General features: G+C 67.3%; 19 protein-coding genes, 2 tRNA genes and 3 pseudogenes. 13 read left to right on the top strand and 11 right to left on the bottom strand.

What is annotated here, in order from left to right; genetic code table 11:
* Positions 1–10: 10 nt before the first annotated feature.
* The 3 genes and pseudogenes from ettA to QM774_RS02490 all read right to left on the bottom strand — a co-directional run bounded on the left by ettA (position 11) and on the right by QM774_RS02490 (position 3,943).
* Positions 11–1,684, bottom strand: a complete 1,674-nt coding sequence (gene ettA / locus QM774_RS02500; protein ID WP_414974379.1) for an energy-dependent translational throttle protein EttA — start codon at positions 1,682–1,684, stop codon at positions 11–13.
* A gap of 300 nt (positions 1,685–1,984) precedes the next feature.
* A pseudogene (locus QM774_RS02495) lies at positions 1,985–3,448 on the bottom strand (amino acid permease); the annotation flags it as partial.
* An 81-nt stretch (positions 3,449–3,529) separates the two neighbouring features.
* A complete protein-coding gene (locus QM774_RS02490; protein ID WP_414976566.1) occupies positions 3,530–3,943 on the bottom strand; it encodes a single-stranded DNA-binding protein in 414 nt (137 codons plus the stop codon).
* Positions 3,944–4,164: 221 nt separating this feature from the next.
* Here QM774_RS02490 and QM774_RS02485 point away from each other — a divergent pair, with 221 nt between their 5' ends.
* Positions 4,165–4,929: an oxygenase MpaB family protein gene (locus tag QM774_RS02485; RefSeq protein ID WP_414974378.1), complete on the top strand. Its 765-nt coding sequence runs from the start codon at positions 4,165–4,167 to the stop codon at positions 4,927–4,929.
* Between the two features lie 23 nt (positions 4,930–4,952).
* On the opposite strand, the gene QM774_RS02480 is transcribed toward QM774_RS02485, so the two are convergent.
* Positions 4,953–7,007, bottom strand: a complete 2,055-nt coding sequence (locus QM774_RS02480) for a cytochrome c oxidase assembly protein (RefSeq protein WP_414974377.1) — start codon at positions 7,005–7,007, stop codon at positions 4,953–4,955.
* Between the two features lie 55 nt (positions 7,008–7,062).
* Here QM774_RS02480 and QM774_RS02475 point away from each other — a divergent pair.
* From QM774_RS02475 to QM774_RS02465, 3 genes are all read left to right on the top strand, one after another.
* Positions 7,063–7,139 (top strand) — tRNA-Arg (locus QM774_RS02475).
* Positions 7,140–7,279: 140 nt separating this feature from the next.
* Complete coding sequence (locus QM774_RS02470; protein WP_414974376.1) at positions 7,280–7,423, top strand: hypothetical protein; 144 nt, start codon at positions 7,280–7,282, stop codon at positions 7,421–7,423.
* A 133-nt stretch (positions 7,424–7,556) separates the two neighbouring features.
* Entirely contained in the window at positions 7,557–9,347 is a 1,791-nt protein-coding gene (locus tag QM774_RS02465) for an ABC transporter ATP-binding protein (RefSeq protein ID WP_414974375.1), read from the top strand.
* Here the strand turns inward: QM774_RS02465 and QM774_RS02460 are convergent.
* Entirely contained in the window at positions 9,254–10,171 is a 918-nt protein-coding gene (locus QM774_RS02460) for an SMP-30/gluconolactonase/LRE family protein (RefSeq protein ID WP_414974374.1), read from the bottom strand. The two genes, QM774_RS02465 and QM774_RS02460, sit on opposite strands and share 94 nt — an antisense overlap.
* A 116-nt stretch (positions 10,172–10,287) precedes the next feature.
* On the opposite strand from QM774_RS02460, the gene QM774_RS02455 reads away from it, so the two are divergent.
* The 3 genes and pseudogenes from QM774_RS02455 to cmrA all read left to right on the top strand — a co-directional run bounded on the left by QM774_RS02455 (position 10,288) and on the right by cmrA (position 13,810).
* Positions 10,288–10,872: a PadR family transcriptional regulator gene (locus QM774_RS02455; protein WP_414974373.1), complete on the top strand. Its 585-nt coding sequence runs from the start codon at positions 10,288–10,290 to the stop codon at positions 10,870–10,872.
* Between the two features lie 48 nt (positions 10,873–10,920).
* Positions 10,921–12,984 (top strand): FAD-dependent oxidoreductase, encoded by a 2,064-nt coding sequence (locus tag QM774_RS02450; RefSeq protein WP_414974372.1) that lies wholly within the window; start codon positions 10,921–10,923, stop codon positions 12,982–12,984.
* Between the two features lie 15 nt (positions 12,985–12,999).
* Positions 13,000–13,810: pseudogene (cmrA, locus tag QM774_RS02445) on the top strand (mycolate reductase).
* Between the two features lie 25 nt (positions 13,811–13,835).
* On the opposite strand, the gene zwf reads toward cmrA, so the two are convergent.
* Together zwf and QM774_RS02435 are read right to left on the bottom strand one after the other, a co-directional pair.
* Positions 13,836–15,359, bottom strand: a complete 1,524-nt coding sequence (gene zwf, locus QM774_RS02440) for a glucose-6-phosphate dehydrogenase (RefSeq protein ID WP_414974371.1) — start codon at positions 15,357–15,359, stop codon at positions 13,836–13,838.
* 48 nt (positions 15,360–15,407) lie between these two features.
* Positions 15,408–16,868, bottom strand: a complete 1,461-nt coding sequence (locus QM774_RS02435; protein ID WP_414974370.1) for a DUF222 domain-containing protein — start codon at positions 16,866–16,868, stop codon at positions 15,408–15,410.
* Positions 16,869–17,006: 138 nt separating this feature from the next.
* On the opposite strand from QM774_RS02435, the gene orn reads away from it, so the two are divergent.
* The 4 genes from orn (at position 17,007) to QM774_RS02415 (ending at position 19,676) form a co-directional block, all read left to right on the top strand.
* Positions 17,007–17,606 carry an oligoribonuclease gene (gene orn, locus QM774_RS02430; RefSeq protein WP_414974369.1) on the top strand — a complete coding sequence of 200 codons (600 nt, stop codon included), beginning with the start codon at positions 17,007–17,009 and terminating at the stop codon, positions 17,604–17,606.
* A gap of 98 nt (positions 17,607–17,704) precedes the next feature.
* Positions 17,705–17,782: transfer RNA gene (locus tag QM774_RS02425), tRNA-His, on the top strand.
* Between the two features lie 87 nt (positions 17,783–17,869).
* Entirely contained in the window at positions 17,870–18,874 is a 1,005-nt protein-coding gene (locus tag QM774_RS02420; protein ID WP_414974368.1) for a YihY/virulence factor BrkB family protein, read from the top strand.
* An 85-nt stretch (positions 18,875–18,959) separates the two neighbouring features.
* Positions 18,960–19,676: a DUF6319 family protein gene (locus QM774_RS02415; protein ID WP_414974367.1), complete on the top strand. Its 717-nt coding sequence runs from the start codon at positions 18,960–18,962 to the stop codon at positions 19,674–19,676.
* A gap of 24 nt (positions 19,677–19,700) precedes the next feature.
* Here QM774_RS02415 and QM774_RS02410 read toward each other — a convergent pair whose 3' ends face one another.
* From QM774_RS02410 to QM774_RS02400, 3 genes and pseudogenes are all read right to left on the bottom strand, one after another.
* Positions 19,701–20,210, bottom strand: coding sequence for a GNAT family N-acetyltransferase (locus tag QM774_RS02410; RefSeq protein ID WP_414976565.1), 510 nt, complete (start codon positions 20,208–20,210; stop codon positions 19,701–19,703).
* A gap of 112 nt (positions 20,211–20,322) precedes the next feature.
* Positions 20,323–21,189 carry a hypothetical protein gene (locus tag QM774_RS02405; protein WP_414974366.1) on the bottom strand — a complete coding sequence of 289 codons (867 nt, stop codon included), beginning with the start codon at positions 21,187–21,189 and terminating at the stop codon, positions 20,323–20,325.
* A gap of 194 nt (positions 21,190–21,383) precedes the next feature.
* Positions 21,384–22,407 (bottom strand): annotated as a pseudogene (locus QM774_RS02400) (LLM class flavin-dependent oxidoreductase).
* Between the two features lie 144 nt (positions 22,408–22,551).
* Between QM774_RS02400 and QM774_RS02395 the strand changes: the two are divergent.
* Both QM774_RS02395 and QM774_RS02390 read left to right on the top strand, forming a co-directional pair.
* Complete coding sequence (locus tag QM774_RS02395; protein ID WP_414974365.1) at positions 22,552–23,883, top strand: MFS transporter; 1,332 nt, start codon at positions 22,552–22,554, stop codon at positions 23,881–23,883.
* Positions 23,880–25,361, top strand: a complete 1,482-nt coding sequence (locus tag QM774_RS02390) for a pyridoxal phosphate-dependent decarboxylase family protein (protein ID WP_414974364.1) — start codon at positions 23,880–23,882, stop codon at positions 25,359–25,361. Before QM774_RS02395 ends, QM774_RS02390 begins: the two co-directional genes overlap by 4 nt.
* 88 nt (positions 25,362–25,449) lie before the next feature.
* Here QM774_RS02390 and QM774_RS02385 read toward each other — a convergent pair whose 3' ends face one another.
* A complete protein-coding gene (locus QM774_RS02385) occupies positions 25,450–26,589 on the bottom strand; it encodes an acyl-CoA dehydrogenase family protein (RefSeq protein WP_414974363.1) in 1,140 nt (379 codons plus the stop codon).
* Between the last annotated feature and the right edge of the window lie 74 nt (positions 26,590–26,663).

Below are 26,663 nucleotides of genomic sequence, written 5' to 3'. Positions count from 1 at the left end.
CTGCGGAGAATCAGTCGCGGGTCAGCTTGCGGTGCGTGACGCGGTGCGGCCGGGCGGCGTCGGCGCCCAGACGCTCCACCTTGTTCGCCTCGTAGGCCTCGAAGTTGCCTTCGAACCAGAACCACTGCCCCTCGGAGACGTTGCCCTCCCACGCCAGGATGTGGGTACAGGTGCGGTCCAGGAACCAGCGGTCGTGCGAGATGACCACGGCGCAGCCCGGGAACTGCTGCAGCGCGTTCTCCAGCGAGCTGAGGGTTTCGACGTCGAGGTCGTTGGTCGGCTCGTCGAGCAGGATCAGGTTACCGCCCTCTTTGAGCGTCAGCGCCAGGTTGAGGCGGTTGCGCTCACCACCGGAGAGCACCTCCGACGGCTTCTGCTGGTCGGCACCCTTGAAACCGAAGGCGCTCAGGTAGGCGCGTGACGGCATCTCGTTCTGACCGACCTCGATGTAGTCGAGTCCGTCGGACACGACCTCCCACACCGACTTCTTGGGATCGATGTTGGCGCGGTTCTGATCGACGTAGCTCAGCTTGACGGTCTCGCCCACCTTGACGGTGCCCGAGTCCGGCTTCTCGAGCCCGACGATGGTCTTGAACAGGGTGGTCTTACCGACACCGTTCGGGCCGATGACGCCGACGATGCCGTTGCGCGGCAGGGTGAACGACAGATCCTTGATCAGCAGGCTGTCGTCGAATCCCTTGTCGAGGTGTTCCACCTCGACCACCACGTTGCCCAGTCGCGGCGGCGTCGGGATCTGGATCTCCTCGAAGTCGAGCTTCCGCTGCTTCTCGGCTTCCGCGGCCATCTCGTCGTAGCGGGCCAGACGCGCCTTGTTCTTGGTCTGGCGGGCCTTGGCGCCCGACCGGACCCATTCGAGCTCCTCTTTGAGGCGCTTCTGCAGCTTCTGGTCCTTCTTGCCCTGCACCTGCAGGCGTTCGGCCTTCTTCTCGAGGTAGGTCGAGTAGTTGCCCTCGTAGGGGTGCAGCTTGCCGCGGTCGACCTCGCAGATCCACTGGGCGACGTGATCCAGGAAGTAGCGGTCGTGGGTGACGGCCAGGACCGCGCCCGGGTAGGTCGCCAGGAACTGTTCGAGCCACAGCACCGATTCCGCGTCGAGGTGGTTGGTGGGCTCGTCGAGCAGCAGCAGGTCGGGCTTGCTCAGCAACAGCTTGCACAGCGCGACGCGACGCCGTTCGCCACCGGACAGGTGGGTGACCGGCGAGTCGGCGGGCGGGCAGCGGAGCGCATCCATGGCCTGCTCGATCTGGCTGTCCAGGTCCCAGGCGTCGGCGTTGTCCAGGTCTTCCTGGAGCTTGCCCATCTCCTCCATCAGTTCGTCGGAGTAGTCGGTGGCCATCAGCTCGGCGATCTCGTTGTAGCGCGCGAGCTTGGTGGCGATCTCCCCCATGCCCTCGAGCACGTTCTCCTTGACCGTCTTCTCCTCGTTGAGAGGCGGCTCCTGCAGCAGGATACCGACGGTGGCCTCGGGATCGAGGAAGGCTTCGCCGTTGGACGGCTGGTCGAGACCGGCCATGATCTTGAGGATCGACGACTTGCCGGCACCGTTCGGGCCGACCACACCGATCTTCGCGCCCGGGTAGAAGGACATGGTGACGTCATCGAGGATGACCTTGTCGCCGTGCGCCTTGCGCACCTTCTTCATGGTGTAAATGAACTCGGCCAACGCCCAACCTCTCACTGCAATGCCAACGGCCTCCCAGTGTAGAGGTGCCCGGACCGGCGGGGCACGCGAGGAGAGGTCGCGCTAGGAGAGGTCGCGGAAGGCCAGCGCGAATCCGGCGATCGCCAGAGCGGCGGCGATCACGTATCCGATGGCCGACCACCATCCGACGTGCGCGTAGGCGGTGATCGCGGTGACGGCGATCGCCGCGAACACCATGAACATGCCGTACAACGGCGGCCGCGCCGCATACCTGTTGCGCGCCATGATCACCCACTCCTTCGCGGACTTCTTGCGGACGTTCGGCGGATTCGCCACCACCGGCAACGTCCCCGTGTAGCCGTCGCGGAGTTGAGCCGCCTGGTCGACCCGGCCCCGCACCGCGTACCAGCCGAGGATCAGCGCCGGGATGATGACGATCAGCGTGGCGACCGTCCAGGTGCCGATCGGATAGTCGAATCCCATCAGCACCAGCACTGTGGCCAGGAACACCAGCGTCAGGTAGCTGGTCCAGGGCGCGAACGGCATCCGGAACTTGGGCCGGGTCATCCGGCCGGCGTCCGACCACTGCTTCAGCCGGATCTGACACAGCACGATGGTCGCCCACGACGAGAGGATGCCCAGGGCCGAGACGTTGAGAACGATCTCGAACGCCTGGCCCGGGAAGAACGCGTTGAGCACCACACCGAACAGACAGATGACCGCGGTGAGCAGGATGCCTCCGTACGGGACACCGTTGCGGGACATGCGTGCGGTGAACTTGGGTCCGCTGCCGTTCATCGCCATCGACCGCAGAATGCGGCCGGTGGAGTACAGGCCCGCGTTGAGGCTGGAGAACGCCGCTGTCAGCACCACCACGTTCATGATGTCGCCGGCCTCGGAGAATCCGAGCTTGGAGAAGAAGGTGACGAACGGGCTCTCCTTCTCGCTGTAGTCGGTGTACGGGAGCAGCAGCGCCAGCAGCAGCACCGAGCCCACATAGAAGATCGCGATTCGGGCGACCACCGAGTTGATGGCGCGCGGCATGATCTTCTCCGGGTCCTCGGTCTCGCCGGCCGCGGTGCCGACCAGTTCGACGGCCGCATAGGCGAACACCACACCCGAGGTGACGAGGACGAGCGGCAGCACTCCGGTCGGCAGGAAGCCACCGTGGTCCGACCACAGGTGAAGGCCCGTGCTCTCCCCCTGGATCTTGTAGCGCCCGCCGAGGAAGATCGTGCCGATCACCAGGAACGCGATCAGCGCGACCACCTTGATGAGGGCCGCCCAGAACTCCATCTCGCCGAACAGCTTCACCGAGATGAGGTTCACCGACAGGACGATCGCCAACGCGATCAGCGCCAGCAACCATTGCGGTACCGGCCCGAAGAGCTTCCAGTAGTGGAAGTACGTGGCGATGGCGGTGGTGTCCACGATCGCGGTCATCGCCCAGTTCAGGAAGTACATCCAGCCGGAGACGAACGCCGCCTTCTCGCCGTAGAACTCACGGGCGTAGGAGACGAAGGAGCCGGACGACGGCCGGTGCAGAACCAGCTCGCCGAGGGCCCGCAGGATGAGGAAGACGAAGACGCCGCACACGGCGTAGACGAGGAACAGGCCCGGGCCCGCGGAGGCCAGACGTCCACCGGCTCCGAGGAACAACCCGGTGCCGATGGCTCCGCCGATCGCGATCATCTGCAGCTGCCGGGGTTTCAGGCCCTTGCTGTAGCCCTCGTCCTCGAGCTGAAGTCCGGGATCGGTCGTCTCGGCCGGAGGTGGAGTCGTCATCGAAGCCTCGTTCTCACGCGGGTGAACATGTCGTCGAGCGGTATCCAAGTGTGCACCACGTCGCGCCGGATCGAGGCGGGTTCAGCCCGAGACCGGCTCCGGCGCCGCCGTTTCGGGATCGATGACGGCCGGTTCGGGGACCGGATCCGATTCGGGCCGGCGGTGCGCCAGATCGAGTCCGAGGGAGGTGGCGGTCATCTCCAGATCGGAGCGTTTGATGCCCTCGGCGGTGACGTACTCGTTGGTCTTGAGCTGTCCGTGCACGATGATCGACGCCCCTTTGACGACGGCGGCGGCGACGGCCGGAGCGAGGCGGCGCCAGCAGACGACGGTCAGATAGAGCGCGGGCCCGTCGATCCAGTCCCCGGTCTCACGGTCCCGGCGCCGCGAATAGCTGGCCAGCCGGAACGAGGTGACGTCGCCGTGTGCGCCGGTCTCATGCCGGCGCGGTTCGGTGATCACTCTGCCCATGACGGTCGTATAGGTCTCGAACATCTCTCCCCCTGTGGTCGGGCGCGACGTCCGCGCCTCTTCGAGGGTCTCCCCTGCCACCGACGTGGCGATACCGGTGCCGCCTCCGGCTGTGGACAACGTCCCCGACGACCGGCCGGTGCCCACAGATCGCGGTGGGCTCTTGCGCCGGGACCTTCGGCCCCACTTGCAGCCACCCACACCAACCAACTGATAACGATCGTTATCAGAACTACGCTCGAGGGATGGACAGCAGGGTCGACGAGCGCCGCACGCTCCGGCTGCCGATGGTGCACCGTCACCTCGGCGACAAGCGGTTCGCGTACACCCTTCCCCGCGCACTGGCCTTGCAGATCCTGGTGCCCGGCAACGCATCGGCACTCGTACAGCACGTGCACGGCGGACTGTGGGCGCACAAGAACCGCGCCGTCAGCGAGATGGTCTACATCGCCTACAGCAACCGCGACCTGCGCACCGTGATGCGGACCGCACACACGCACGTGAAGGGCGTGGACAGCCGAGGCCACCGCTACCACTCCCTCAACCCGGAACTGTTCTTCTTCCAGCACGCCACCTACGTCGACACGCTGATCACCTCGATCGAGACGTTCCACCGGCCGCTGTCGTTCGACGACAAGTCCGAGCTCTACCGCGAATGCCGGCTCTGGTACACCAAGTACGACATCTCCGACCGCGCCCAACCGGCCACCTACGGGGACTTCGTCGACTACTTCGACGACTACTGCGCGACCCGCCTGGAGACCACCCCGGACACCGCCCTCCTGGTCGACGAGACCCTCCACCCGACGACCTGGCTACCACGGAAGGTGCCGCCGTCGGCGATCCGCGCGATGCTGCACCCGCGTGCCGCCGAACTCCTGGAGATCGACGTCCGGCCGGCCGATCGTGCCGCCCTCCGGCTGTTCGCGGCCCGGACCAGGACGGCGATTGCCGCGACACCGGCCCGCTACCGGCTGATGCCGGCCGCCCGGCACGACCCGGACGTCTGATCCGCCGTATCCCGACGGGTCGTCTACGGGCCGTCCTTCTTCATCTGAGCGAGCATGGCGTTGTAGCTCTCCAGCTCTGCGTCCTCGTCACGCTCCTCCTTGCGGTCGAAGCGACGGGCCTGCCGGTCGTCCTGGCGGCGCCACTGGATGAGCAGCGCCATCATCACCAGCATGAGCGGGAACTCGCCGGTGGCCCAGGCGATGCCGCCGCCCACCGTCTGATCGTGCGCCAGATCGGTGTGCCACGGCAGTTGCAGGGACGTGTACCACTTCTCGGCGATGATGCCGCTGGTCATCATCAGCGCCACACCGAAGAAGGCGTGGAACGGCAACGACCCCCAGACGATGCCGAGCTTGGCGACCGGCGACAACTGACGGGGCGCCGGATCGATGCCGATCACCAGCCAGTAGAAGAGAAAGCCGCTCACCAGGAAGTGCAGGTTCATCGCCAGGTGCGCCGAATGGTGCGGCACCAGGACGTCGAACAGGCCACCCAGGTACAGAACGTAGAAGCTGCCGACGAAGACGGTCACCACGATCAGCGGATGGGTGACGACCTTCGCGTACGTGGAGTGGATCGCCGACAGGACCCACTCGCGCAGCCCCGGGGGCGCGTCGCGGCCGGCGGGCGGGATCGCACGCAGCGCCAGCGTCGCCGGGGCGCCCAGCACCAGCAGCACCGGCACCAGCATGGACAGCATCATGTGGCCCATCATGTGGACGCTGAAGACGGCCGGCGAGTACTTGCCCATGCCCGACGACGTGGCGAAGAGCAGCGCCAGACAGCCGAGCAGCCAGGCGACGGTACGGCCGGCCGGCCAGGCGTCGCCCCGCTTGTGCAGTCGCCACACGCCCCGCAGGTAGACGATGGCGGCCACGATCGCGAACGTGCCGAAGATCAGATCGAATCGCCAGTCCAGGAAGATCCGGGCCGCAGTGGGCGGGCCGTCGAGCGTGTATCCGAGCTCCGCCTCGGCCTGGGTGAGGTCTTTGGTGGCGAGCACCGGCGGCGGGGTGCGTGAGAGTCCGGCGGCCAGTCCGAACGCGACGGCGAACACCAGGGTCTCGACGGCGGCCAGGCGTACGAACAGCGACCGCTCCGGGCGGGCGTCGTCGTCGAGTGCCTTCAACGTCCGGCTGCGGTGGATCGCGCCGAGACCTCCGGCGATCAGCAGGGCGGCGATCTTGCCGAGAACGATGCGCCCGTAGGTGGTGGTGAACAGTTCACCCGGCGACAGACGCACCAGAACGTTCACGACACCGCTGAGTGCGACGACGATCAGGCACCAGAACGCCGCGCGCGAGTAGCGGCGCAGCGCCAGCAGCCGCCATCGGCCCCGGCCGAAGGCGTAGGCGAGGACCGCGACCAGGCCGCCGGTCCACGTGGCCGCCGCGACGATGTGCAGGATCAGGCTGTTGGTGCCGTAGTCGTGGTCACCGCCGGCCGACGAGTGGCCGAGCAGCGCCGACGGCATCAGCGAGAGGAAACCGACCGCGATCACCAGCACCGTCCAGCCCCATTTGAGGGCGACGGCGGCGAGGACGGCGGCGACGACCGCGAAGACGGCGGTCCACAGCCAGTAGGCCGAGTCGGCGACAGTGCCGCACTTGCCGAGGACCCCGCCGCGGCCGATCGTGCTCACACACTGACCGACGGTGTCGCCGAAACTCTTGCCGCTGACCGACGACGCCGACAACGGAATCATCAGGATCGCGGCGACCGCCCAGCCGGCGAAGGCGGCAGCCGACCAGCGGAGCGCACGATAGCCGCCGGCGTCGAGGTCACCGGAGGCCTGCGGAGGCACGAAGAACGCCGCGAAGATCGCACTGCCGAAGCCGATCGCCGCCAGAAGCTGGCCGACGACGGTGACCGCGGGCAGTCCGTAGTTCGTCACCCACCCCGGGTCAGGGACGCCGAGCAGCACCTGCGCGGTGTCCAACGACAGTGCCGTGGCTCCGGTCGCGGCGACCACGCCGAGCAGCAGTGCCACCCCGATCAGGAGGCGGCGGACCTGTGACGGATCTCGGAGGCGGTCGCGGCCGGTGTCGGCCGGCTGCGGCGAGATCGTCGTGCTCATCGCTCCACTGTAGGTCGGGATACACTGACGCCTGCCGTCGGCTGCCGACGGCGACGCCTCCGTAGCTCAGGTGGATAGAGCAAGAGCCTTCTAATCTCTAGGTCGCAGGTTCGAGTCCTGCCGGGGGCACCACCATTGACCTGCGGCGATTCGACTGACAGACGACCGTAAGCTCCACGCAAGGTCTCCGGCAGACACCGCTCCTACCTTGATTCTCATCGCCGACGAACCGCGCCGACGATGAGAGATGAAATCAAGTCGAAGGAGACGAGATGCCGAATCAGCACGCACCGCAGAACAAGCAGGGACGACAGGGCCGCCAGGGCCCGGCCCGCGGACAGCAGCAGCCGCGTCGCCGTCGGCGTCAGCGCGTCTGGAACCGCCGGACCCACCGCTGGATCTGGCAGTGGGTCTGATCCCATAAGACCCGGTGACCTCCCGAACCGAGGTCACCGATCCGCCCCGCCCGCGGCGAGCCGATTCCCCCGACATCGACTCCCCGCGGGCGGGGCACTGTCCGCGTCGTCCGCCCTCGAACCCGGAGGATCGTTGTCCCCTCGCAGCGCCATCGCCCGCTTCCGTCCCGAACTGACCGCGCAGCGGCCGCGCCTGCTCGGAGCCGCCGCCCTGCTGCTGCTCGCCGCGGCGTCCGACGCGGTCGGGGTCTTCGTGCTGGCCGACCTCGTCGACGGCGCACTCCATGCGCACACGTGGTGGGGCTTCGGCAGGCTCGCCCTGCTGTGGATCGGACTGACCGCCGCGTCGTCGGCGGCCGACTACTTCGGCGCCCTGCTGTCGACGGCCGCCTCCGAACGGATCGTGCTGTCGCTCCGGTCCCGCGTGTTCGCCCACGTGCAGAAACTGTCACCGGTGACGCACCGCCGGCGCGGCCTCGGCGATCTGGTGGTCCGGCACTCCTCCGACCTGGAGGCGCTCGAGCATCTCATCGCTTCGGGGCTGCTCGGACTCGTCGTCGCGTCGGTCAACATCGTCGGCCTGGTGATCGCGGCGTTCCTCATGAACCCGATCGTCGCCGGCGTCGCCCTCGCCTCGGCTCCCCTGCTGTGGGCGCTGTCGGCCCTGTTCAGCCGCCGGCAGGTGCGGATCACCCGGGACGAACGCACGGCCAGCAGCGACATCGCCGACTCGGTGAGCAGCGCCCTGTCCGGGCACGAGACGACCGTGGCCTACAACCAGGAGAACCGGGAGGCCGGACGGCTGGCCCGCCACGGTCGCGCATGGGCGCGCGCCCGGATCGGCGAGACACGTCTGGAGGCCGGCTTCGGCGCCACGCTGGGATTCGCCGAAGTACTGGTGACACTGGTCGTCACGATCACCGGGGTCTGGCAGGTCCGGACCGGCGGCCTCACCGTCGGACAGCTGCTGGCACTGACCGGATATCTCGCCATGCTGTACCCGAAGATGCAGGAGCTCGCCGAGATCCGTCTGTCGATCGCGTCCACCGCGGTGAGCGCCGACCGCATCGCCGAACTCCTCGACGAACCCGCACACCTCGAGGACGCCCCCAATGCCGCGGCGCTGCCCGCCGCGTACGGCGCCGTCAGCCTGCGCGGTGTCACCTTCCGGCGCGGTGACACCACCGTGCTCGACGGCGTCGATCTCGATCTGGAACCCGGGCGGATCGTCGCGCTGGTCGGTCCGAGCGGCGTCGGCAAATCCACGATCGCCGCCCTGATGACCGGAATGGAGAAGCCTGACGCCGGCACCATCCGGCTCGACGGTCACGACTATGCGGGCCTGCGCGGCGCGTCGATCCGCGACCACGTCACCCTGCTGCCGCAGACCCCGACGATCAAGGACGGAACGGTCGCCGAGAACATCGCCTACGGCCGCCCCAATGCCGAGCGCGCGCAGATCGTCGCCGCCGCGACGGCCGCCGGAGCCGACGGCTTCGTCGCCGCACTCCCGCACGGCTACGACACTCCGCTGGCGGACGGCGGACTCGAACTCTCCGGCGGACAGCGTCAGCGGCTCTGCATCGCCCGGGCGATCCTTCGTGACACTCCGGTGCTGATCCTCGACGAACCGTCGTCGGCGCTCGACGACGACTCGGTCGACGAGATCATCGCGGTGCTGCGCCGGTTGACGGCCGGGCGCACCACGCTGCTGATCACCCACGATCCCCGGCTGACCCGGATCGCCGACCGGACCCTGACCTTGCACGGGGGACGGATCGCGCGCCCGGGCGGGCGCCACCGCCGGCCCGTGCACGAGGTGCCGATCGATCAGTCGCTCGTGTACACGCCCAGTGCGTCGCCGACGATGGTGCCGAAGTACAGCGTGCCGTCGCGCTCGGCGACGCCGGTCACGAACGTGTAGTCCACGCCGTCCGGGCGAACCGAGTGGACGGTGGCGCCGTCGAAGTCGAAGGCCATCACCCACACCACGTCCTCCGGGTCGGGGCCGAGGCCTTCGGGTACCCGGGCCAGGATCCGGCGGGCCCGGTCCGGGAGCCGGTGGATGCGTTCGAGTGTGGGGTTGCGCGGCGAGGCGAGCGCGCACCAGACCAGTCCGTCGCTGCCGACCGACAGATTGTCCGGATAGCCGGGCAGGTCGTCGATCAGGACCTCCGATTCACCGGTGCGGGCACCGGCCACCCAGTACCGGGTGATCCGGGACGCCCCGGTCTCGGCCACGAGGACGTGCGACTCGTCGGGTGCCAGCACGATGCCGTTCGCGAACTGCAGATCGTCACGCAGCACGTGGACCGCGCCGTCGGGATCGCGGCGCATCAGGCGGCCGGTGGCGGAGTGCTCGATGAGGTCGCTGCGCCAGTGATCGATGCGGAATCGCTGCGAGGAGGCGGTGAAGTAGATGGTGCCGTCGGATGCGGCGGCGGCGTTGCTGGCGAAGTGCAGGGGCCGGCCGTCGACGGTGTCGACCAGAACCGTCGGCCGCCCGCTGCCCGCGTCCAGACGCAGCAGGCCGCGGTCGTGGTCGCAGATGATGACCGCGCCGTCCGGGGCCACATCCAGGCCGAGCAGATGTCCGGCGGTGTCGGCGAGCACCTCGATGTCGCCCGAGTCCGGATCGATCTTCAGGAGCCGGCCGTCATCGAGGCCGGTCAGCACGTGACCGTCCGGAAGGCAGACGACGTCTTCGGGACCGTTGCCGGGAAGGGCGATGCGCCGAAATCGGTTCACGGTTCTTTCCTATCAGCTTTGACGGCCGTGCGCGCAGGGCCGTTGGTCTCGGTTCGGCAGACCCATCGATAGGTGCACTGTTGCATAACACCATGATGCATTGGTAGGTTGACGTCATGGCCCTCGAACACGCCATCCTGGTGTCCCTCGCCGAGCGACCCGGGACCGGATACGAGATCGGACAGCAGTTCCAGCGTTCGATCGGACACTTCTGGTCGGCCACCCATCAGCAGATCTACCGAACGCTCAAGAAGCTGCACGACGAAGGCCTGGTCACCTACCAGGACGTCGCCCAGGACGGGCGCCCGGACAAGAAGGTCTACACCGTCTCCGACGCCGGCCGCGCGGTACTGCGGGAGTGGTCGATGAGCCCGACCCCCGCACAGCCGCTCCGCAGCGACCTGGGCGTCAAACTGCGCGCCGCCGAGTTCGGCGACCTGGCCACGATCATCGGCGAGATGAAGGCCCATCGCGACGAGAACCAGGCCGTGCTCGACCTGTACCGCACCTGGGAGCAGGAGTACTACCCCGATCCCGCCGCCCTGACCGGACGCAAGCTGCACCAATACCTCGTGCTGCGCGGCGGCGTCCGGGCCGCCCAGGCCACCGTCGACTGGTGCGACGAGACCACCACCGCCCTGCAGCGCGAACTCGACGCCGAAAGCCGCCGGGACCACAGCACGGCCCTCACCCGAGGGTGACCCACGAATCCTCTCCGATACCGACCCCGACGACAGAAAGGCCGCGCGATGTCAGCCCCATCGACCGCCCCCAACACCCACTACCCCCTGCTCTTCGAGCCGCTGCAGATCGGCGGCATGACGATGAAGAACCGCGTGGTGATGGGATCCATGCACACCGGCCTGGAGGACCGCCTCTGGGACACCCCCAAGCTCGCGGCGTACTACGCCGAGCGCGCCCGCGGCGGCGTCGGCCTGATCATCACCGGCGGCTTCGCGACGTCCCGCACCGGTGAGCTGCTGCCGTTCGCCGGCAAGATGACCAACCACGCCGACGTGCTGCGTCACCGCGAGTTCACCAAGGCCGTGCACGCCGAGGGCGGCAAGATCGCGCTGCAGCTGATCCACGCGGGCCGCTACGGCTACACGCCGCTCAAGGTGGCTCCGGGCACCGATCCGTCGCCGATCCACCCGTTCAAGCACCTCAAGATGACCGACCAGATCATCTGGCACGTCATCCGGACGTTCGGTGAGGCCACCAAGCTCGCCCGTCGCGCCGGCTACGACGCCGTCGAACTGATGGGCGGCGAAGGCTATCTGATCAACCAGTTCCTGTGCCCGCACACCAACGACCGCACCGACAAGTGGGGCGGCTCCACCGAGAACCGTCAGCGTTTTCTGGTGGAGATCGTCAAGCAGATCCGTAAGGACGTCCCCCGCGACTTCCCGGTCATCCTGCGCCAGTCGGTCGCCGACTTCGTGAAGAAGGGTCAGACCTTCGACGAGATCGCCCTGCTCGCCAAGAAGGTCGAAGCCGAGGGCGTCGACGCCATCAACACCGACATCGGCTGGCATGAGGCGACCGTCCCGACGATCGTCACCTCGGTGCCGCGCGGCGCGTTCGTGAAGTTCACCGAGCGCTTGCGCGACGTCGTCGACATCCCGTTGATCGCGTCGAACCGCATCAACACGCCCGAGTGCGCCGAGGAGATCCTCGAGGGCGGCAAGATCGACGCCGTCTCGATGGCGAGGCCGCTGCTGGCCGACCCCGAGTTCGTGAACAAGGCGCAGGAGGGTCGCGCCGACGAGATCAACACCTGTATCGGCTGCAATCAGGCCTGTCTCGACCACGCGTTCGTCGGCAAGAAGGTGTCGTGCCTGCTGAATCCGCGCGCCGGCCGGGAGACCGTGCTGACGCTCGGTGAGACCCGGCACGCCAAGCGTGTCGCCGTGATCGGCGCCGGTCCGGCGGGTCTCGCCGCCGCCGTGTCGTCCGCTCAGCGCGGTCACCGCGTCGATCTGTACGAGGCCGGCGACTCGATCGGCGGCCAGTTCTCCATCGCCGCCCGTATCCCGGGCAAGGAGGAGTTCAACGAGACGATCCGCTACTTCACCCGGCAGCTGGAGATCAACCACGTCACCGTGCATCTCGGCACCCGGGTGACCGCGCAGGACATCATCGACGGCGGCTTCGATCAGGTGATCGTGGCGACCGGCGTGACTCCGCGGATCCCGGCCATCGACGGGATCGACCACCCGATGGTGATGTCGTACGCCGATGCCGTCCTCGGCCACCGCGAGGTCGGCAAGCGGGTGGCGGTGATCGGTGCCGGCGGCATCGGTTTCGACGTCACCGAGTTCCTGACCACCGACGAGTCCCCCACCCTGAATCTGAAGGAGTGGGAGCAGGAGTGGGGTGTGTCCGAGGAGCTGGACGTTCCCGGCTTCGTCACCAAACCCCGACCGCTGCCGGCCACCCGTCAGGTGTACATGGTGCAGCGCAAGCCGGGCAGCCAGGGCAAGACGCTCGGCAAGACCACCGGCTGGGTGCACCGCGCGACGGTCAAGATGAAGGGCGTGGAGCAGATCTCCGGCGCCACCTACGACAAGATCGACGACGACGGTCTGCACATCACCGTCCACGACAAGGAGGGCAACGAGACCGGCAAGCGGGTTCTCGAGGTCGACAACGTCGTGGTGTGCGCGGGCCAGGAGTCGGTTCGCGATCTGGTGGATCCGCTGACCGAGGCCGGCGTCACGACGCATGTGATCGGCGGCGCCGATCTGGCGTCCGAGCTGGACGCCAAGCGGGCCATCCGTCAGGGCACCGAGGTGGCCGCCGGACTACCCTGACCTAGGATCGAGGGCATGTCTGTTCCCGCTCCGTCGCCGTCCGCCCATGCCGTCGTCACCGGCGCCTCGTCCGGTATCGGCATGGCCCTGTCCCGTTCGCTGGCCCGCCGCGGTCACAACCTGATCCTGGTCGCCCGGCGCGGCGAGATCATGGAGGACCTGGCGACCGAGCTGCGGAACGCCCACGGCGTGGACGTCGAGGTCCGGGCGACCGACCTGTCGGATCCGGAGGCCACCCGGCGGCTGTGCGACGAGCTGGCGGCCCGTGAGGTCTCGATCCTGTGCAACAACGCGGGCATCGCGACGTTCGGCCCGGTGGCCGACCTGGATCCGGACTATGAGCGCGCGCAGGTGCTGCTGAACGTCAACGCCGTGCACGACCTCACGCTCGCGGTGCTGCCGCAGATGGTGAAGCGCCGCAGCGGCGGACTCCTGATGGTGGGGTCGGCGGCCGGCAACATGCCGATCCCCAACAACGCGACCTATGCGGCCACCAAGGCGTTCGTGAACACGTTCAGTGAATCGTTGCGCGGCGAGCTGAAGGATTCGGGCGTGTTCGTGACGTTGCTGGCACCGGGCCCCGTGCGCGACGAGACCCCGTCGAACACCGAGGCCACGAACGTCGATCAGGCGGTGCCGGATTTCCTGTGGCACAACACCGACAAGGTGGCCGACATGACGCTGGACGCGCTCACCCGCAACAAGAATGCGTGTGGTTCCGGGCGCACTGTCGAAGGCGATGTCGGTGGCCGGCGGGTACAGCCCGCGCGCCGTCGTAGCGCCGATCGTCGGGAAGTTCTACGCGAAGATGGCCGACGGCTCGTGACCGTCTGACGGGCCGGCCGTACCGGTCAGGCCCGGACGTCCCGCCACCGGCGTTCGAACGGCAGCCGCCAGGCGTGCGGGGCGATCAGCTGGTGGATCTGGTTCGGCCCCCAGGATCCGGGGGCATACGGCTTCACCGACGGCGGATTCTCCAGCAGCGGGATCGACCGTTCCCACAGCGATTCAATGCCCTCGGCCGTGGTGAACAGCGTGTGGTCGCCGTTCATCGCGTCCCAGATGAGCCGCTCGTAGGCTTCCAGCACGTCGCGGGTGCGGTTCGTCTCGGCGGTCGAGAACTGCATGGACAGTTTGTCGAGCTTCATGCCGGGGCCCGGACGCTTCCCGTAGAACGACAACGACACCCGGCCTTCGTCGGCGAGGTCGAAGGTGAGGTGATCGGGTCCTTCGGTGCCGATCCCGGAGCCGGTCGGGAACATCGATTTGGGCGCCTCTTTGAAGGCGATCGAGATGATCCGCTGGCCTTCGGCGAGGCGTTTGCCGGTGCGCAGGTAGAACGGCACGCCGGCCCACCGCCAGTTGTCGATGTGGGCGCGCAGCGCGATGAACGTCTCGGTGTCCGATTCCGGATCGACACCCTCTTCACCGCGATACCCGGTGTACTGGCCTCGCACGACGTGTTCGGGCAGCACCGGTTCGAGGGACCGGAACACCTTGTTCTTCTCCTCGGAGATCGCCCGCGGTTCGAGGGCGGTCGGCGGTTCCATCGCCACGAACGCCATCACCTGGAACAGGTGCGTCACCACCATGTCTTTGTAGGCCCCGGTGGGTTCGTAGAACGCGGCGCGGGCGTCGAGTCCGAGTTCTTCGGGGACGTCGATCTGGATGTGGTCGATGAAGTTGCGATTCCAGATCGGCTCGAACAGACCGTTCGCGAATCGGAACGCCAGGATGTTCTGCGCCGATTCTTTGCCGAGGAAGTGGTCGATGCGGAAGATCTGGTCTTCGGCGAACGTCTCGTGCAGTTCTCGATTGAGGGACATCGCGGTCTGCAGGTCTTCGCCGAACGGCTTCTCCATCACCACCCGCGACCGGTCGACGAGGCCGGCTTCGCGCAGTGTCGAGATCACGGCGGGCGCGATCTTCGGCGGGACGCTCAGATAGTGGAGCAGGCGCGCGCCGCCGCCCAATCGTTCTTCGGCTTCGGTGACCTTCTTGGTGAGTGCTGCCGGGCCCTGGGAGGTGGACACGTAGTGCAGGCGCGGCGCGAACCGCTCCCATTGTTCGTCGGTCAGCTTGCGGGCGCCGACGGCGTCGATCGATTCGCGGGCGAAGGTCCGGAACTCGTCGTCGGTGAGGTCGTCGAGGCTGGTGCCGATCACTTCGATGTCGGGGGTGATGTCCAGGCAGGTGAGGTAGCCGAGCCCGCACAGCAGTTTGCGGCGCGACAGGTCGCCGGTGGCACCGAACAGCACGACCACCACCGGATCGCCGGCCGAATTGCGTCTGCTCTGGGCCTCCGGGCTCGGGTAGGCGATGGTCTGTGCCGGCCCGGAGGCGTCGGCTCCGGTGAGGTCCTCGCGTGGAGTCATGGCGTGATGGTCACACCGAATGCGGTCGCTCGCCACTCGAGCGAGCCCTCAGGCTGCGGCTGGTGGTCCTGTGGCGGGTGGTGCGAGCTGTTGCGGCTCGAGTCTGTCCGGGTGATGGATGGGGTTGGTGTGCCAGGGTCCGTCGCGGCCGGCGGGCCGCCAGCCGACCCGGCCGGCGTGAGTGCCTGTGGCCTGGATGGCCGTCTCCCATTGTCCGGGGTTCGTGCCGACCGACCGGTTGTGCGTTCCGCAGGCGGCGCCGAGGTCGTCGATGTCGGTGCTTCCGCCGTCGGCCCAGTCGAGCAGGTGGTGGGCTTGGGTGTGGACGAACGGGCGTCCGCAGCCCGGTGCGGTGCATCCGCGATCACGGGCGAACAGGGCCAGGCGTTGAGCGTGGTTGGCGAACCGGCTGGAGCGGCCCAGCCACAACGGCTGCCCTTTGCTCTTGGAGAACACGGCCAGATACGGGATCGCGTCGGTAGCCAGCTTCACCAGATCGGCGATCGGGAGCAGGGTGCCGGTGGCGGTCCACGCGACACCGGCGCCGCCGGCGAGGTCTTCGTCGGTCACGGTCACCACGATCTGGGAGCCGATCGCCCCGCTCGTGCCGGCACCGTGCCCGGAGGCCTCCCGCTCGAAGGCGAGAAGTGCGAGTAGCGCGTCGTGCTGGCGTTGCGGCACGGTCCGGGTATCGCGTTCAGCTGCGGCGGCCAGAGCAGCGGTGTCGATCCCGGGTGCGTCGTCGGCGCCGCGGGGTGAGTCGGGGTCGTCCGGGTTGTTCATCCCGCGGGCAGCCCAATGCAGCAACGTGATTTCGAACGCGGCCGCCGCGACCGGCGTGAGGCTTCCGGTGATCGATCGCATCAACTGGCGGTCTTGGGGTCCGAGTTGCAGGCCGCGACGGCGTTCCCGGTCCTTGTCATCGGCCAGAGTCCCGTCGGGATCGAGGTGCGCCAGGATGTGTGCGCCGGCCTTCATGACTCCGTCGGGTGCCAGGGACCGCGCGGCGGCGGCGAGCATGGCTTCGGCCGATTCCCGGTCGTCGTGGGCGACGGCGGAGGGAATCCTGTCCATGATCGTGCTGATCGCGATCACGTGTTCCCGGCCGATGTCCCCCTCGGCCACCGCAGACGCGGTTTCGGGGAGGACGGGGTCGCGACGTTCTCCGGTCATGGTGGTGAACCGGCCGAGCCCCGAGGCGGCGACCTTGCGGCGTCTGGCTTCGCCGCCGCCCAGCCGCAGACCGTGCGCATACAGGTGGTGGATGGTGGGTGCGCCGGCTTTCCGGAACACCTGCCGATCCGAGATCTCCACGTACAACGCCGCGTCGAAGACGTCACCGCGCCGCCGGGTCTGTTCACGATGTTCGAGCGCATCCAGCAGATCGTCCTCGGACATCGGAGAGAGCACCGCGTCGGCAAGACGACGTTCGGCCGCGTCCTGCACCGCCAGCAGTGTCGCGATGTCCAGGCCCTCGAGCAGCGCGACCGGGTCGATGTCGGACCCCATGGAGACACCCATCCCGATCACCCCCTCCGCGCTGGTCAAAGCCGGTTCCAACCTTTGACCACACTGTATCTCCGGGGTACGACAAGATCGGTGTCCCTCCCGCCCACGGAGAACCCGACTGGGACTAGGGTTGTCCGGGTGGAAGACAAACTCGTCTGGATCGACTGCGAGATGACCGGTCTGGACACCGGCTCGGACAAGCTCATCGAGATCGCTGCCCTGGTGACCGACAAGGATCTGAACATCCTCGGCGACGGTGTGGACGTGGTGATCCACGCCGACGACGACGCTCTGGCGAACATGCCGGACGTGGTCACCAAGATGCACGCGGCATCCGGCTTGACCGAGGAGGTCCGCGCGTCGACGGTGACCCTCGCCGACGCCGAGAAGCTGGTCCTGGACTACCTGCGTTCGGTGATCCCGGGCCCCGGCGCGGTACCGCTGGCCGGCAACTCGATCGCCACCGACCGCGCGTTCATCGCCCGGGACATGCCGGAGCTCAACGAGTACCTGCACTACCGGATGGTGGACGTCAGCTCGATCAAGGAACTGTGCCGTCGCTGGTTCCCCGCCATCTACTTCGGGCAGCCGGAAAAGGGTCTCGCGCACCGCGCTCTCGCCGACATCCGGGAGTCGATCCGCGAGCTCCGCTACTACCGTGCCGCCGCGTTCGTGCCCGAGCCCGGACCCGACGCGGACACGCTCACGACGATCGTCGACGGCCTCGGACCCGCCTAGCTCCACGATCCGCATATGGATTGGATATTGGCGGCACTGTCCGACTAGAGTGAGTGCCTGGTTCGCGAGAGGTCTCCACGGCCTCGATCGGACCGAATGGTGAGTGTAGTTCAGTTGGTAGAGCACCAGGTTGTGATCCTGGCTGTCGCGGGTTCGAGTCCCGTCACTCACCCCCAAGAAGAGGCCCCGACCGTTTCGGTCGGGGCCTCTTCCGTTCGACGTTAGGCTTAGGCGGATCACGTCGCCGACCGGGAAGGATGACGGTGTCGTTCGTCTCGCGCTTCGACGACTTCCAGCGCCGCCATCCGAAGGCCGGCTATCCCCTGGCCGTGGTGTACAAGTTCTTCGACGATCAGGGCGGCTATCTCGCGGCGCTGATCACCTACTACGGGTTCCTCTCCCTCTTCCCGCTGCTGCTGCTCTTCACGACGGTGCTCGGGATCGTGCTGCAGCATCACCAGGGGCTGAAGGACGAGATCATTCACAAGACCCTCGAATACATTCCGGTGGTCGGCGAACAGTTGCAGGAGCCGCAAGGGATTCACGGCAACACGGTGGCAATCGTCATCGGCCTGATCGGCGCCGTCTACGGCGGTCTCGGGGTGTCGGTGGCCGTGCAGAACGCCATGAACGCGGTGTGGGCGGTGCCCCGCAACAGCCGGCCCAATCCGATCGTCGTCCGCGTGCGCGGGTTCGGCATGCTGATCACCGTCGGCGTGACCCTGGTGCTGCTGGTCGGCATCAGCATCGTCACGTCGGCGATGAACCTCGGCGGCGACACCGGCCGCTTCCTGACCGTGCTGGGTTCGGGGATCCTGCTACTGATCGTGTTCATCGCGGCGTTCCAGTTCGGTACGGCCCGCGAGGTCAGCGTCGCGGACGTCTTCCCCGGCGCCCTGGTCGCCACCGTCGGCTGGCAGGTGCTGCAGCATTTCGGCGGCTACTACGTACAACACGTCGTCGCGCGCACCGATCACGTCAACAGCGTGTTCGCCGCCGTCCTCGGCCTGATCGCATTCATCTGCCTCGCCGCCGTCCTGATCGTGTTCGCGCTCGAGATCAACGCGGTGCGCGTCGACAAGCTGTATCCGCGAGCGCTCCTCACCGAATTCACCGACGACGTCGACCTGCAACGCGGCGACGTCCGGACCTACACGCGTCTGGCCCAGGCTCAGCGCAACAAGGGCTTCGAGACGATCGACGTGAGCTTCGACAACCCGCGCGACCGGACCGACGACCAGGAGACCGAGTCCGACCCGCCGACGTGACAGGTCGACACCGTCGTACATGTGTTCGATTCTGTCGGCCGGATGTGCCAGAGTGGGTACAGACCCACGACCAGGAGGACACCTCATGGCTTCGCGCCGCCGACCGGCCGCCCATCTGACCGCCGAAGAGCTCGAGACGCTCGCCGCGGCCGTCGCCGAAGGTCGTCGTGCCACTGTGTACCTGCGGGAAGCGGTGCCGAGCCTGAACCTCGATGCGGGCGCCTCCGCGCGCGTCGTCTCGGTGTCCGGCGGCACCGTGACGGTCAAGCCGCGTGGCATCGACGACGAACTCCCCTACGAGGCCGACGAGCTGCGGTTGAGTAAGAACCCGCCGCCCGAGCCGTCGGCACGTCCGGCCGCGAAGCGGAAGAGTGCTCCTTTCGACAGGCTCAAGGAGCGGGAACAAGCTACGGAGCAGGAACAGACGTCGAAGCGGAACACAGCCAAGGAGCAGGGTGAACGGGAGCAACCCGCGGCATCCGCGAAACCCCAGGCTCGCCGACCCAGTGCCGCCCGCAAGACCACGAGCCCGGCGAAGTCGGTGACGGTCACCGTGTACGGCTCCACCGACAATCAGTGGACGGTGGCCGTGACGCGCGGCGCGAACAAGCCGCCGCGCTCCCGGCCGGTCAGCCCGGAGGCCGTCGAGGCCGCCGTCGCCGATCTCGGCGACGAGATCGCCTCCGACGCGGTCACCTCGGTGCTGCACGCCGCCCGCGAGCAGGCGCAGCGCCGCGTCGAGGAGTTGAGCGCCGAACTCGAGGCCGCCAAACGTGCACTGGCCGAACTGGACGGTCGCTGAGCACACGGCTCGGCGAGCCGCCGGTCAGTCGCGGGCGAGGAAGTCCTGCTGGAAGATCGCCATCCGGGTGGCGTCCTGGTACTCGCCGTCGGCGAAGTACTCCTGCTTGAGCACGCCTTCCACCTGGAAGCCGGCCTTCTCGTAGACGTGGATGGCGCGAGCGTTCTTGTTGTCGACCTCGAGATACACCTTGTGCAGGTTGAGATCCCGGAACGCATAGCTGAGAGCGTCCTGCGTGGCCTTGCCGGCGTAGCCGTTGCCCTGAGCGTCGGGCGCCACGATGATCTGGAACTCGCAATGCCAATGCTTGGGATGGATTCCGACGAGTTCGACGATCCCGCAGCGCCGGCCGCCGTCGTCGATGACGAAGCGCCGCCAGCTGTCGTCGAGCACGCGCTGGTCGTAGGTGCTTTCGATGGCGGCCAACGATTTGGTGGGTTCGACGAACCAGTAGCGGACGACCTCGGGGTCGTTGAACAGCTCATGCACGAAGGGCAGGTCCGCCCGTTCCATGCTGCGCAGTACCGCCGACATCGCCGTCCCTTCGTCGTCCACCCCGCGCTCTGCGGGCCGTCCCATCCACCCTATCGGGCGGTGACGGGCGATCAGATGTCGTCGAAGAAACCGCCCCGCCCAGGCGCGGCATTCACAATGGTGATTGTTGAATCAGAGTTTTTAGACGTCGACTCAGCTCGGTACGCAGCACGGATCTTCCCGCAGTGCCTACTCCATATTCCACGGATCGGATTGATCTCAAGTCGAACGGCTGGTCCTCTCGATCCTGCGTGATTAGAATCGTTTTTCGCGGCAGGGCATGCGCGAGTCCGAGCTCGTAGAAGACGTTAGTATTCCGACCTGTTAAGTCTGCGATAACGATTTGCGCTTGCCACAAGAGTGACAGCACATCACCCATCACGTGGTCGTTCTCCCAAATATCATCGGCTCGCACGCACGTTAGTCCTGAGTCTTCCGCCGCTTTCCGGATTGTCTCGTACACGATGTCGAACTCGGGAGCGAACGGCATCATGACCGCAACGAGCCCGGAATCCCGAGGCGTGTCCACAGGGAACTGCACTGCGCCAGATTCGTGAAAACTACCCGCGGATCCTAGACGCTGCGCTGTTTGGTGTTCTAGCAAAACCTGGTACAGGTCAACGTCCTTTACTGCCCAGTGTGTTCGGTCAAACTCTTCCCAGCGGTCCGCATCAATCTCTAGTTTGTCGGCGAGAGTCCGAATCGTCTCGGCTGGTATCGGTTCGATACTCAGATTGGTCGTGAACTTGAACGCCTGACCCCATCGGGTATTATGAGATCTCGCGATAGTACCAATCCGCGCTACCTTTCCGGAGCTATCGTCTTGAATCTCAGGCATCGAGAGCGTCGGCAACAACGTAAGTGCTGGAATGTAGTCCATGCCCAGATCGTCGCGCACAGCATCGTCGGTATATTCAAACATTCGGTCGCCCGGTACGATCTCATCGTCGTCGCCATAACCGACCAACAGGTTAAACACGTGATAACCCTTCCTGCTCGCAACATCCCGTATCGCCAAGCGTATCCACTGGATCAACGTCAATGCGCGAGCTGCAACGAAACGTGCTCCTCTGGGTTGGAGCCCTCGCGCGACCGATACCAGTCAGGCAAGGGTTCCCGAATCGCATGCCCCCGGCGCATCGGCTGTGATGTCACGGGTCAGACGAGACCACGTCAGCGCCAGCCGAGGGCCGGCGCCACGTACTTGAGGATGGATTCGAGGACGTGAACGTTGTAGTCGACGCCCAACTGGTTCGGAATGGTCAGCAGCAATGTGTCGGCGGCGGCGATCGCCTCGTCCTCGCGCAGCTCGTCGATCAGCTTGTCCGGTTCGGCGGCATACGACCGCCCGAAGCGGGCCGCACCACCGTCGATGTGCCCGACCTGGTCTTGGGTGTCGCGGCCGCGGATACCGAAGTAGGCGCGATCGCGATCGTCGACGAGCGCGAAGATGCTGCGACTGACGGAGACCCGCGGTTCCCGCTGGACGCCCTGCGCCTTCCACTCGTCGCGGAAGCGCTGGATCTGTTCGGCCTGCAACTGGTGGAACGGCACGCCGGTGTCCTCGGTCAGCAGTGTCGAGCTCATCAGGTTCATGCCCTGGCGCGCGGTCCATTCGGCGGTGGCGCGGCTGCCGGCACCCCACCGAATGCGGTCGCGCAGGCCGGGCGAGTGCGGTTCCACGCGCAGCAGTCCGGGCGGGTTCGGGAACATCGGCTGCGGGCTGGGCTGTGCGAAGCCGTCACCCTCGATGACCTTGAGGAAGACCTCTGAGTGGGTGCGTGCCATGTCGGCGTCGGTCTCCCCCTCGGCGGGCACGTAGCCGAAGTACTTGTAGCCGTCGACCACCTGCTCGGGTGATCCGCGTGAGAATGCCGAGCTGCAGTCGACCGTCGGCGATGAGGTCGGCCGTGCCGGCATCTTCGGCCATGTACAGCGGGTTCTCGTACCGCATGTCGATGACGCCGGTACCGATCTCGATGGTCGACGTCTTGGCGCCGACCGCCGCGAGCAGCGGGAACGGGGAACCGAGCTGGCGGGCGAAGTGGTGCACCCGGAAATAGGCGCCGTCGACACCGATCTCCTCGGCGGCGACCGCCAGGTCGATGGACTGGTGCAGAACGTCCGACGCGCTCCGCGTCTGCGACCCCGCACCCTGCGACCAGTGGCCGAACGAAAGGAATCCGATCTTCTTCATAACCATCTAAACGTACCGCAGTCCGTTTATATTTCGGGCATCGCCACGGACAGCATACGAGCGGCGGTCAGTTCTGAACCGCCACCGCTCGACGACGAGCGGAACCGGCACGGCGGCGCACGACGCTCGTCTAGTGTGCGGAGAATGACGAGCCACGAGGCCGAAACACACGCGCTCGGGCGCAGGGTGACGGCCGGCTACGCCGCCGGAAGCGTCGGTACCGGCGGGTTCGGGGTTCTGCCCGGGCTGGTCCTGGCCTACTACCTGACCGACACCCTCGCCGTCGGCGCACTGCTGGCAGCGGTGATCGTGGTGATCCCGAAAGCCATCGACGTGGCGATCAACCCGGTGATCGGTGCCCGCAGCGACAAGGACGCGCACACCTCGGCCGGCCGCACCCGGCTGATGTGGATCGGTTCGGCCGCGATCATCCCGCTCTTCATTCTCACGTTCTGCGCGCCGACCGCCGCCGGCCCCGGACTCGGAGCACTGTGGGTACTCGTCTTCTTCTCCCTCACCGCGATCGCCTACGCCTGCTTCCAGGTGCCGTACGTGGCCCTGCCCGCCTACCTCACCGGCGACTACCACGAACGCACGCGCCTCATCTCGGTCCGAATCGCCGTCCTGGCGCTGACCATCCTCATCGTGGGTGCCGGAGCTCCCGCGATCCGCGACGCCTTCGGCGGCGGCGCAGCCGGGTACGCGGTGATGGCCGTCTGTGCCGCACTCCTGATCGGCGGCGGAATGGCCGCGTCGACGGCCACCGCCGGACGCGCGGCACAATCGGCCGGCGAGCCGACCGCCCACCGCCCGCGCGACGGATTCGTCGCCCTCCGCGACAACCACCACTACCGGACACTGCTGACGGTGTTCGTCGTCCAAGCCCTCGCGACCGCGGTCATGCTCGCCGGCGCCCAGTATCTGGCGACGTACGTCCTCGACGACAAGTCGGCACTCACCCTGGTGTTCGCTTCACTCGTCGGCCCGGCACTGATCGTGATGCCGCTGTGGGTTCGCCTCGGCCGACGCTGGGGCAAACGGCGGGCACTGCTGGCCGCATCGGCCCTGTTCCTGATCGCTTCGCTGGTCCTGACCGTCGCGATCTGGGCACCCGGCGGCTGGATCTTCGCCCCCATCGCCCTGTGCGGCGTCGCCTACGCCGGACTCCAGACGTTCCCACTCGCCATGCTGCCCGACGTGATCGACGAATACAGCACGCAGACCGGCCGCAACCAGGGTGGAGCACTGTCGGGGCTGTGGACCGCCGGCGAGACCCTCGGACTCGCCCTCGGCCCGGGCGTCTACCTGCTGGTGCTCGCGGCGACCGGATTCCGTTCGTCCACGGCGGATCAGACCGTCACCCAATCCGACACCGCGGTCGCCGGCATCACCGCCGGGTTCGCGCTCGTGCCCGCCGTCCTGATCGCGATCAGCATCGCCGTGCTGTCCCGCTACGAGAGGAGCACCCGCCGATGAGCCTGTCCCCCGACGCCCGGCAGGTGCTCGACGAGCTGCGCCGGTTGCGCGCCACCGACGCCCCCACCCACGGCGGGCACATCCTCAGCTACGTCTACGACTCCGGAATCGCCGAACTCGACGAACTCGCCGGACAGGCCGCCGCCCTCGTTCAGCCGGTCAACGGTCTCGACCCGACCGTGTTCGGGTCGGTGGCGGCGATGGAACGCGACCTCATCGCGTTCTCCCGGGACGCCTTCGGTGATCCGACGGCCGTCGGATCGGTGACCTCCGGCGGCACCGAGAGCTGCATTCTCGCTGTGAAAGCGGCCCGCGACCACGCCGGGGTCGCCCCCGGCACCGGATCGATCGTCCTGCCGTCCACCGCGCACGCCGCGTTCGACAAGGCCGCCCGCCTGCTCGGTGTCCGCGCCGTCCGCGTACCCGTCGACCCGACCACGACGGCGGTCTCCGTCGACGCGATGTCCGAGGCCGTCGCCGACGACACCTTCCTGCTGATCGGTTCGGCCCCCAACTATCCGACCGGCACACTCGACCCGATCGAGCGACTCGGCGCCCTCGCCGTCGACCGCGGGATGCCGCTCCACGTCGACGCATGCCTGGGTGGCTTCGCGCTCGCCTGGTGGCCGGACCCGCTGCCCGCCTGGGACTTCCGCGTCCCCGGTGTCAGCAGTATCTCCGCCGACCTGCACAAGTACGGCTACGCCCCCAAAGGCGCGTCGGTGATCCTGCACCGCGACCGGGATCGGCACCGGGCCGGATTCTTCGCCGTCACCGACTGGCCCGGCTATCCGGTGGTCAACCCCACGCTGCTCGGCTCACGATCGGCCGCCGGCCTCGCCGCGGCGTGGGCCATCGTCCGCTATCTGGGCGCCGACGGCTATGCGGGACTGGTGCGGAAGATCGCGACGGCCGCGTCCGCCCTGCGCACGACCGTCGGACAGATCGAGGGTCTGCGCGTCACCGGACACCCGGAGGGCCCGGTGTTCGCGGTGGTCGCCGACGAGACGGCCGACCATCCGATCGACCCGCACCGCTGGTCGTCGGCGGTGGCGGCGCACGGTTTCACACTGCAGGCCCAGCCCCGCTACGACCAGTCCGACGGCACCGTGCTGCCCGCGAGCACGCATCTCACGATCACGCCGGTCACCGCCACCGTGCAGGACGAACTCAGCGCGGCTCTGGTCGCCGGGGCCGACGATGCCCGCGGCCTGCCGGCGGCCACCGCACCCGACACGCTGGCCGGTCTCGGCGACGCGTTCGCCTCCGGAGCCATCACCGTCGCCGACGCCCTCGCCCTGCCCTCCGAAACGGTCGAGGCGGCGCTCGTCGGCGCCGGGATCGACCCGCACACCGACCCGTCGCAGGCCGCCGAAGCCCTCGACATGCCGGCGGTCATCGCCGCCATCGAAACCCTGCCCAGGCCGGTGACCGCGAAGATGCTCGCCGAGTTCCTCGCCGCGTACACGAACCCCTGAACGACGAGGAGCCGGCCACCGAACGGTGACCGGCTCCTTTCGACGGGCTCAAGGAGCGTTGGGGCTCAAGGAGCGTGAGGGCGTCGACTCACAGGGAGCGGGAGATGATCTCCTTCATGATCTCGTTGGTGCCGCCGTAGATCATCTGGACGCGCGCGTCCGCCCACATGCGGGCGATCGGGTACTCGTTCATGTAGCCGTAGCCGCCGAACAGCTGCAGGCAGGTGTCGGCGATCTGCTGGGCCTTCTCGGTGGTCCACCACTTGGCCATCGCCACGGTCGGGATGTCGAGCTGACCCTGGATGTGCTTCTCGATGCAGTCGTCCAGGAAGACGCGGGCGATCCGCGCCTCGGTCGCGACCTCGGCCAGCTTGAACTTGGTGTTCTGGAAACCGAAGATCGGGCGGCCGAACGCGGTGCGCTCCTTGGTGTATTCGAGGGTCTTGGCGAGAGCGGTCTCCATGCCGGCGACCGCCGCGACGGCGATGATCAGACGCTCCTGCGGCAGCTGCTGCATGAGCTGCACGAAGCCCAGTCCCTCCTGGTCGCCCAGCAGGTTCTTCTGCGGGACGCGGACACCGGTGTAGTTGAGTTCGGCGGTGTCCTGGCCGCGCATGCCGACCTTGTCGAGGATGCGGCCGCGGCTGAAGCCGTCGGTGGCCGTCTCGACGGCGATCAGCGAGATGCCCTTGGCGCCCTCACTGGTGTCGGTCTTGGCGACGGTGATCACCAGGTCGGCCTGTCCACCGTTGGTGATGAAGGTCTTGTTGCCGTCGATGACGTAATCGTCGCCGTCCTTGACCGCCTTGGTCTTGACGTTCTGCAGGTCCGAGCCGGTGCCGGGCTCGGTCATCGCGATCGCACCGACCCACTCGCCGGAGGCCAGCTTCGGCAGCCAGGCCTTCTTCTGCTCGTCGTCGCCGTACGCCAGGATGTAGTGCGCGACGATGCCGTTGTGCAGGCTGACGCCCCACGACGAATCGGGCAGCTTGGCCTGCTCCTCGATCAGGACCGCCTCATGGGCGAAGGTGCCGCCACCGCCGCCGAACTCCTCCGGGATCGACATGCACAGCAGGCCGATGTCACCGGCCTTGTTCCACAGGTCGCGGTCGACGTGGTGCTGCTCGATGAAGCGCTCGGTGTTGGGAGCGATCTCCTTCTCGCAGAATCCGCGCGTCATGTCGCGAAGCGCGGACAGTTCATCGGTCTCCCAGGAGGGACGTGCCATGGTCTAGCCACCTAACTATGAGGTCTTCGATTACCGCGCAGAATCGTAACATCGGACGATGGCATCGTCGGCGC

The sequence above is a fragment of the Gordonia sp. (in: high G+C Gram-positive bacteria) genome (genome assembly GCF_047600565.1).
Taxonomy (GTDB): domain Bacteria; phylum Actinomycetota; class Actinomycetes; order Mycobacteriales; family Mycobacteriaceae; genus Gordonia.
This window is presented reverse-complemented; position numbering and strand designations above follow the sequence as displayed.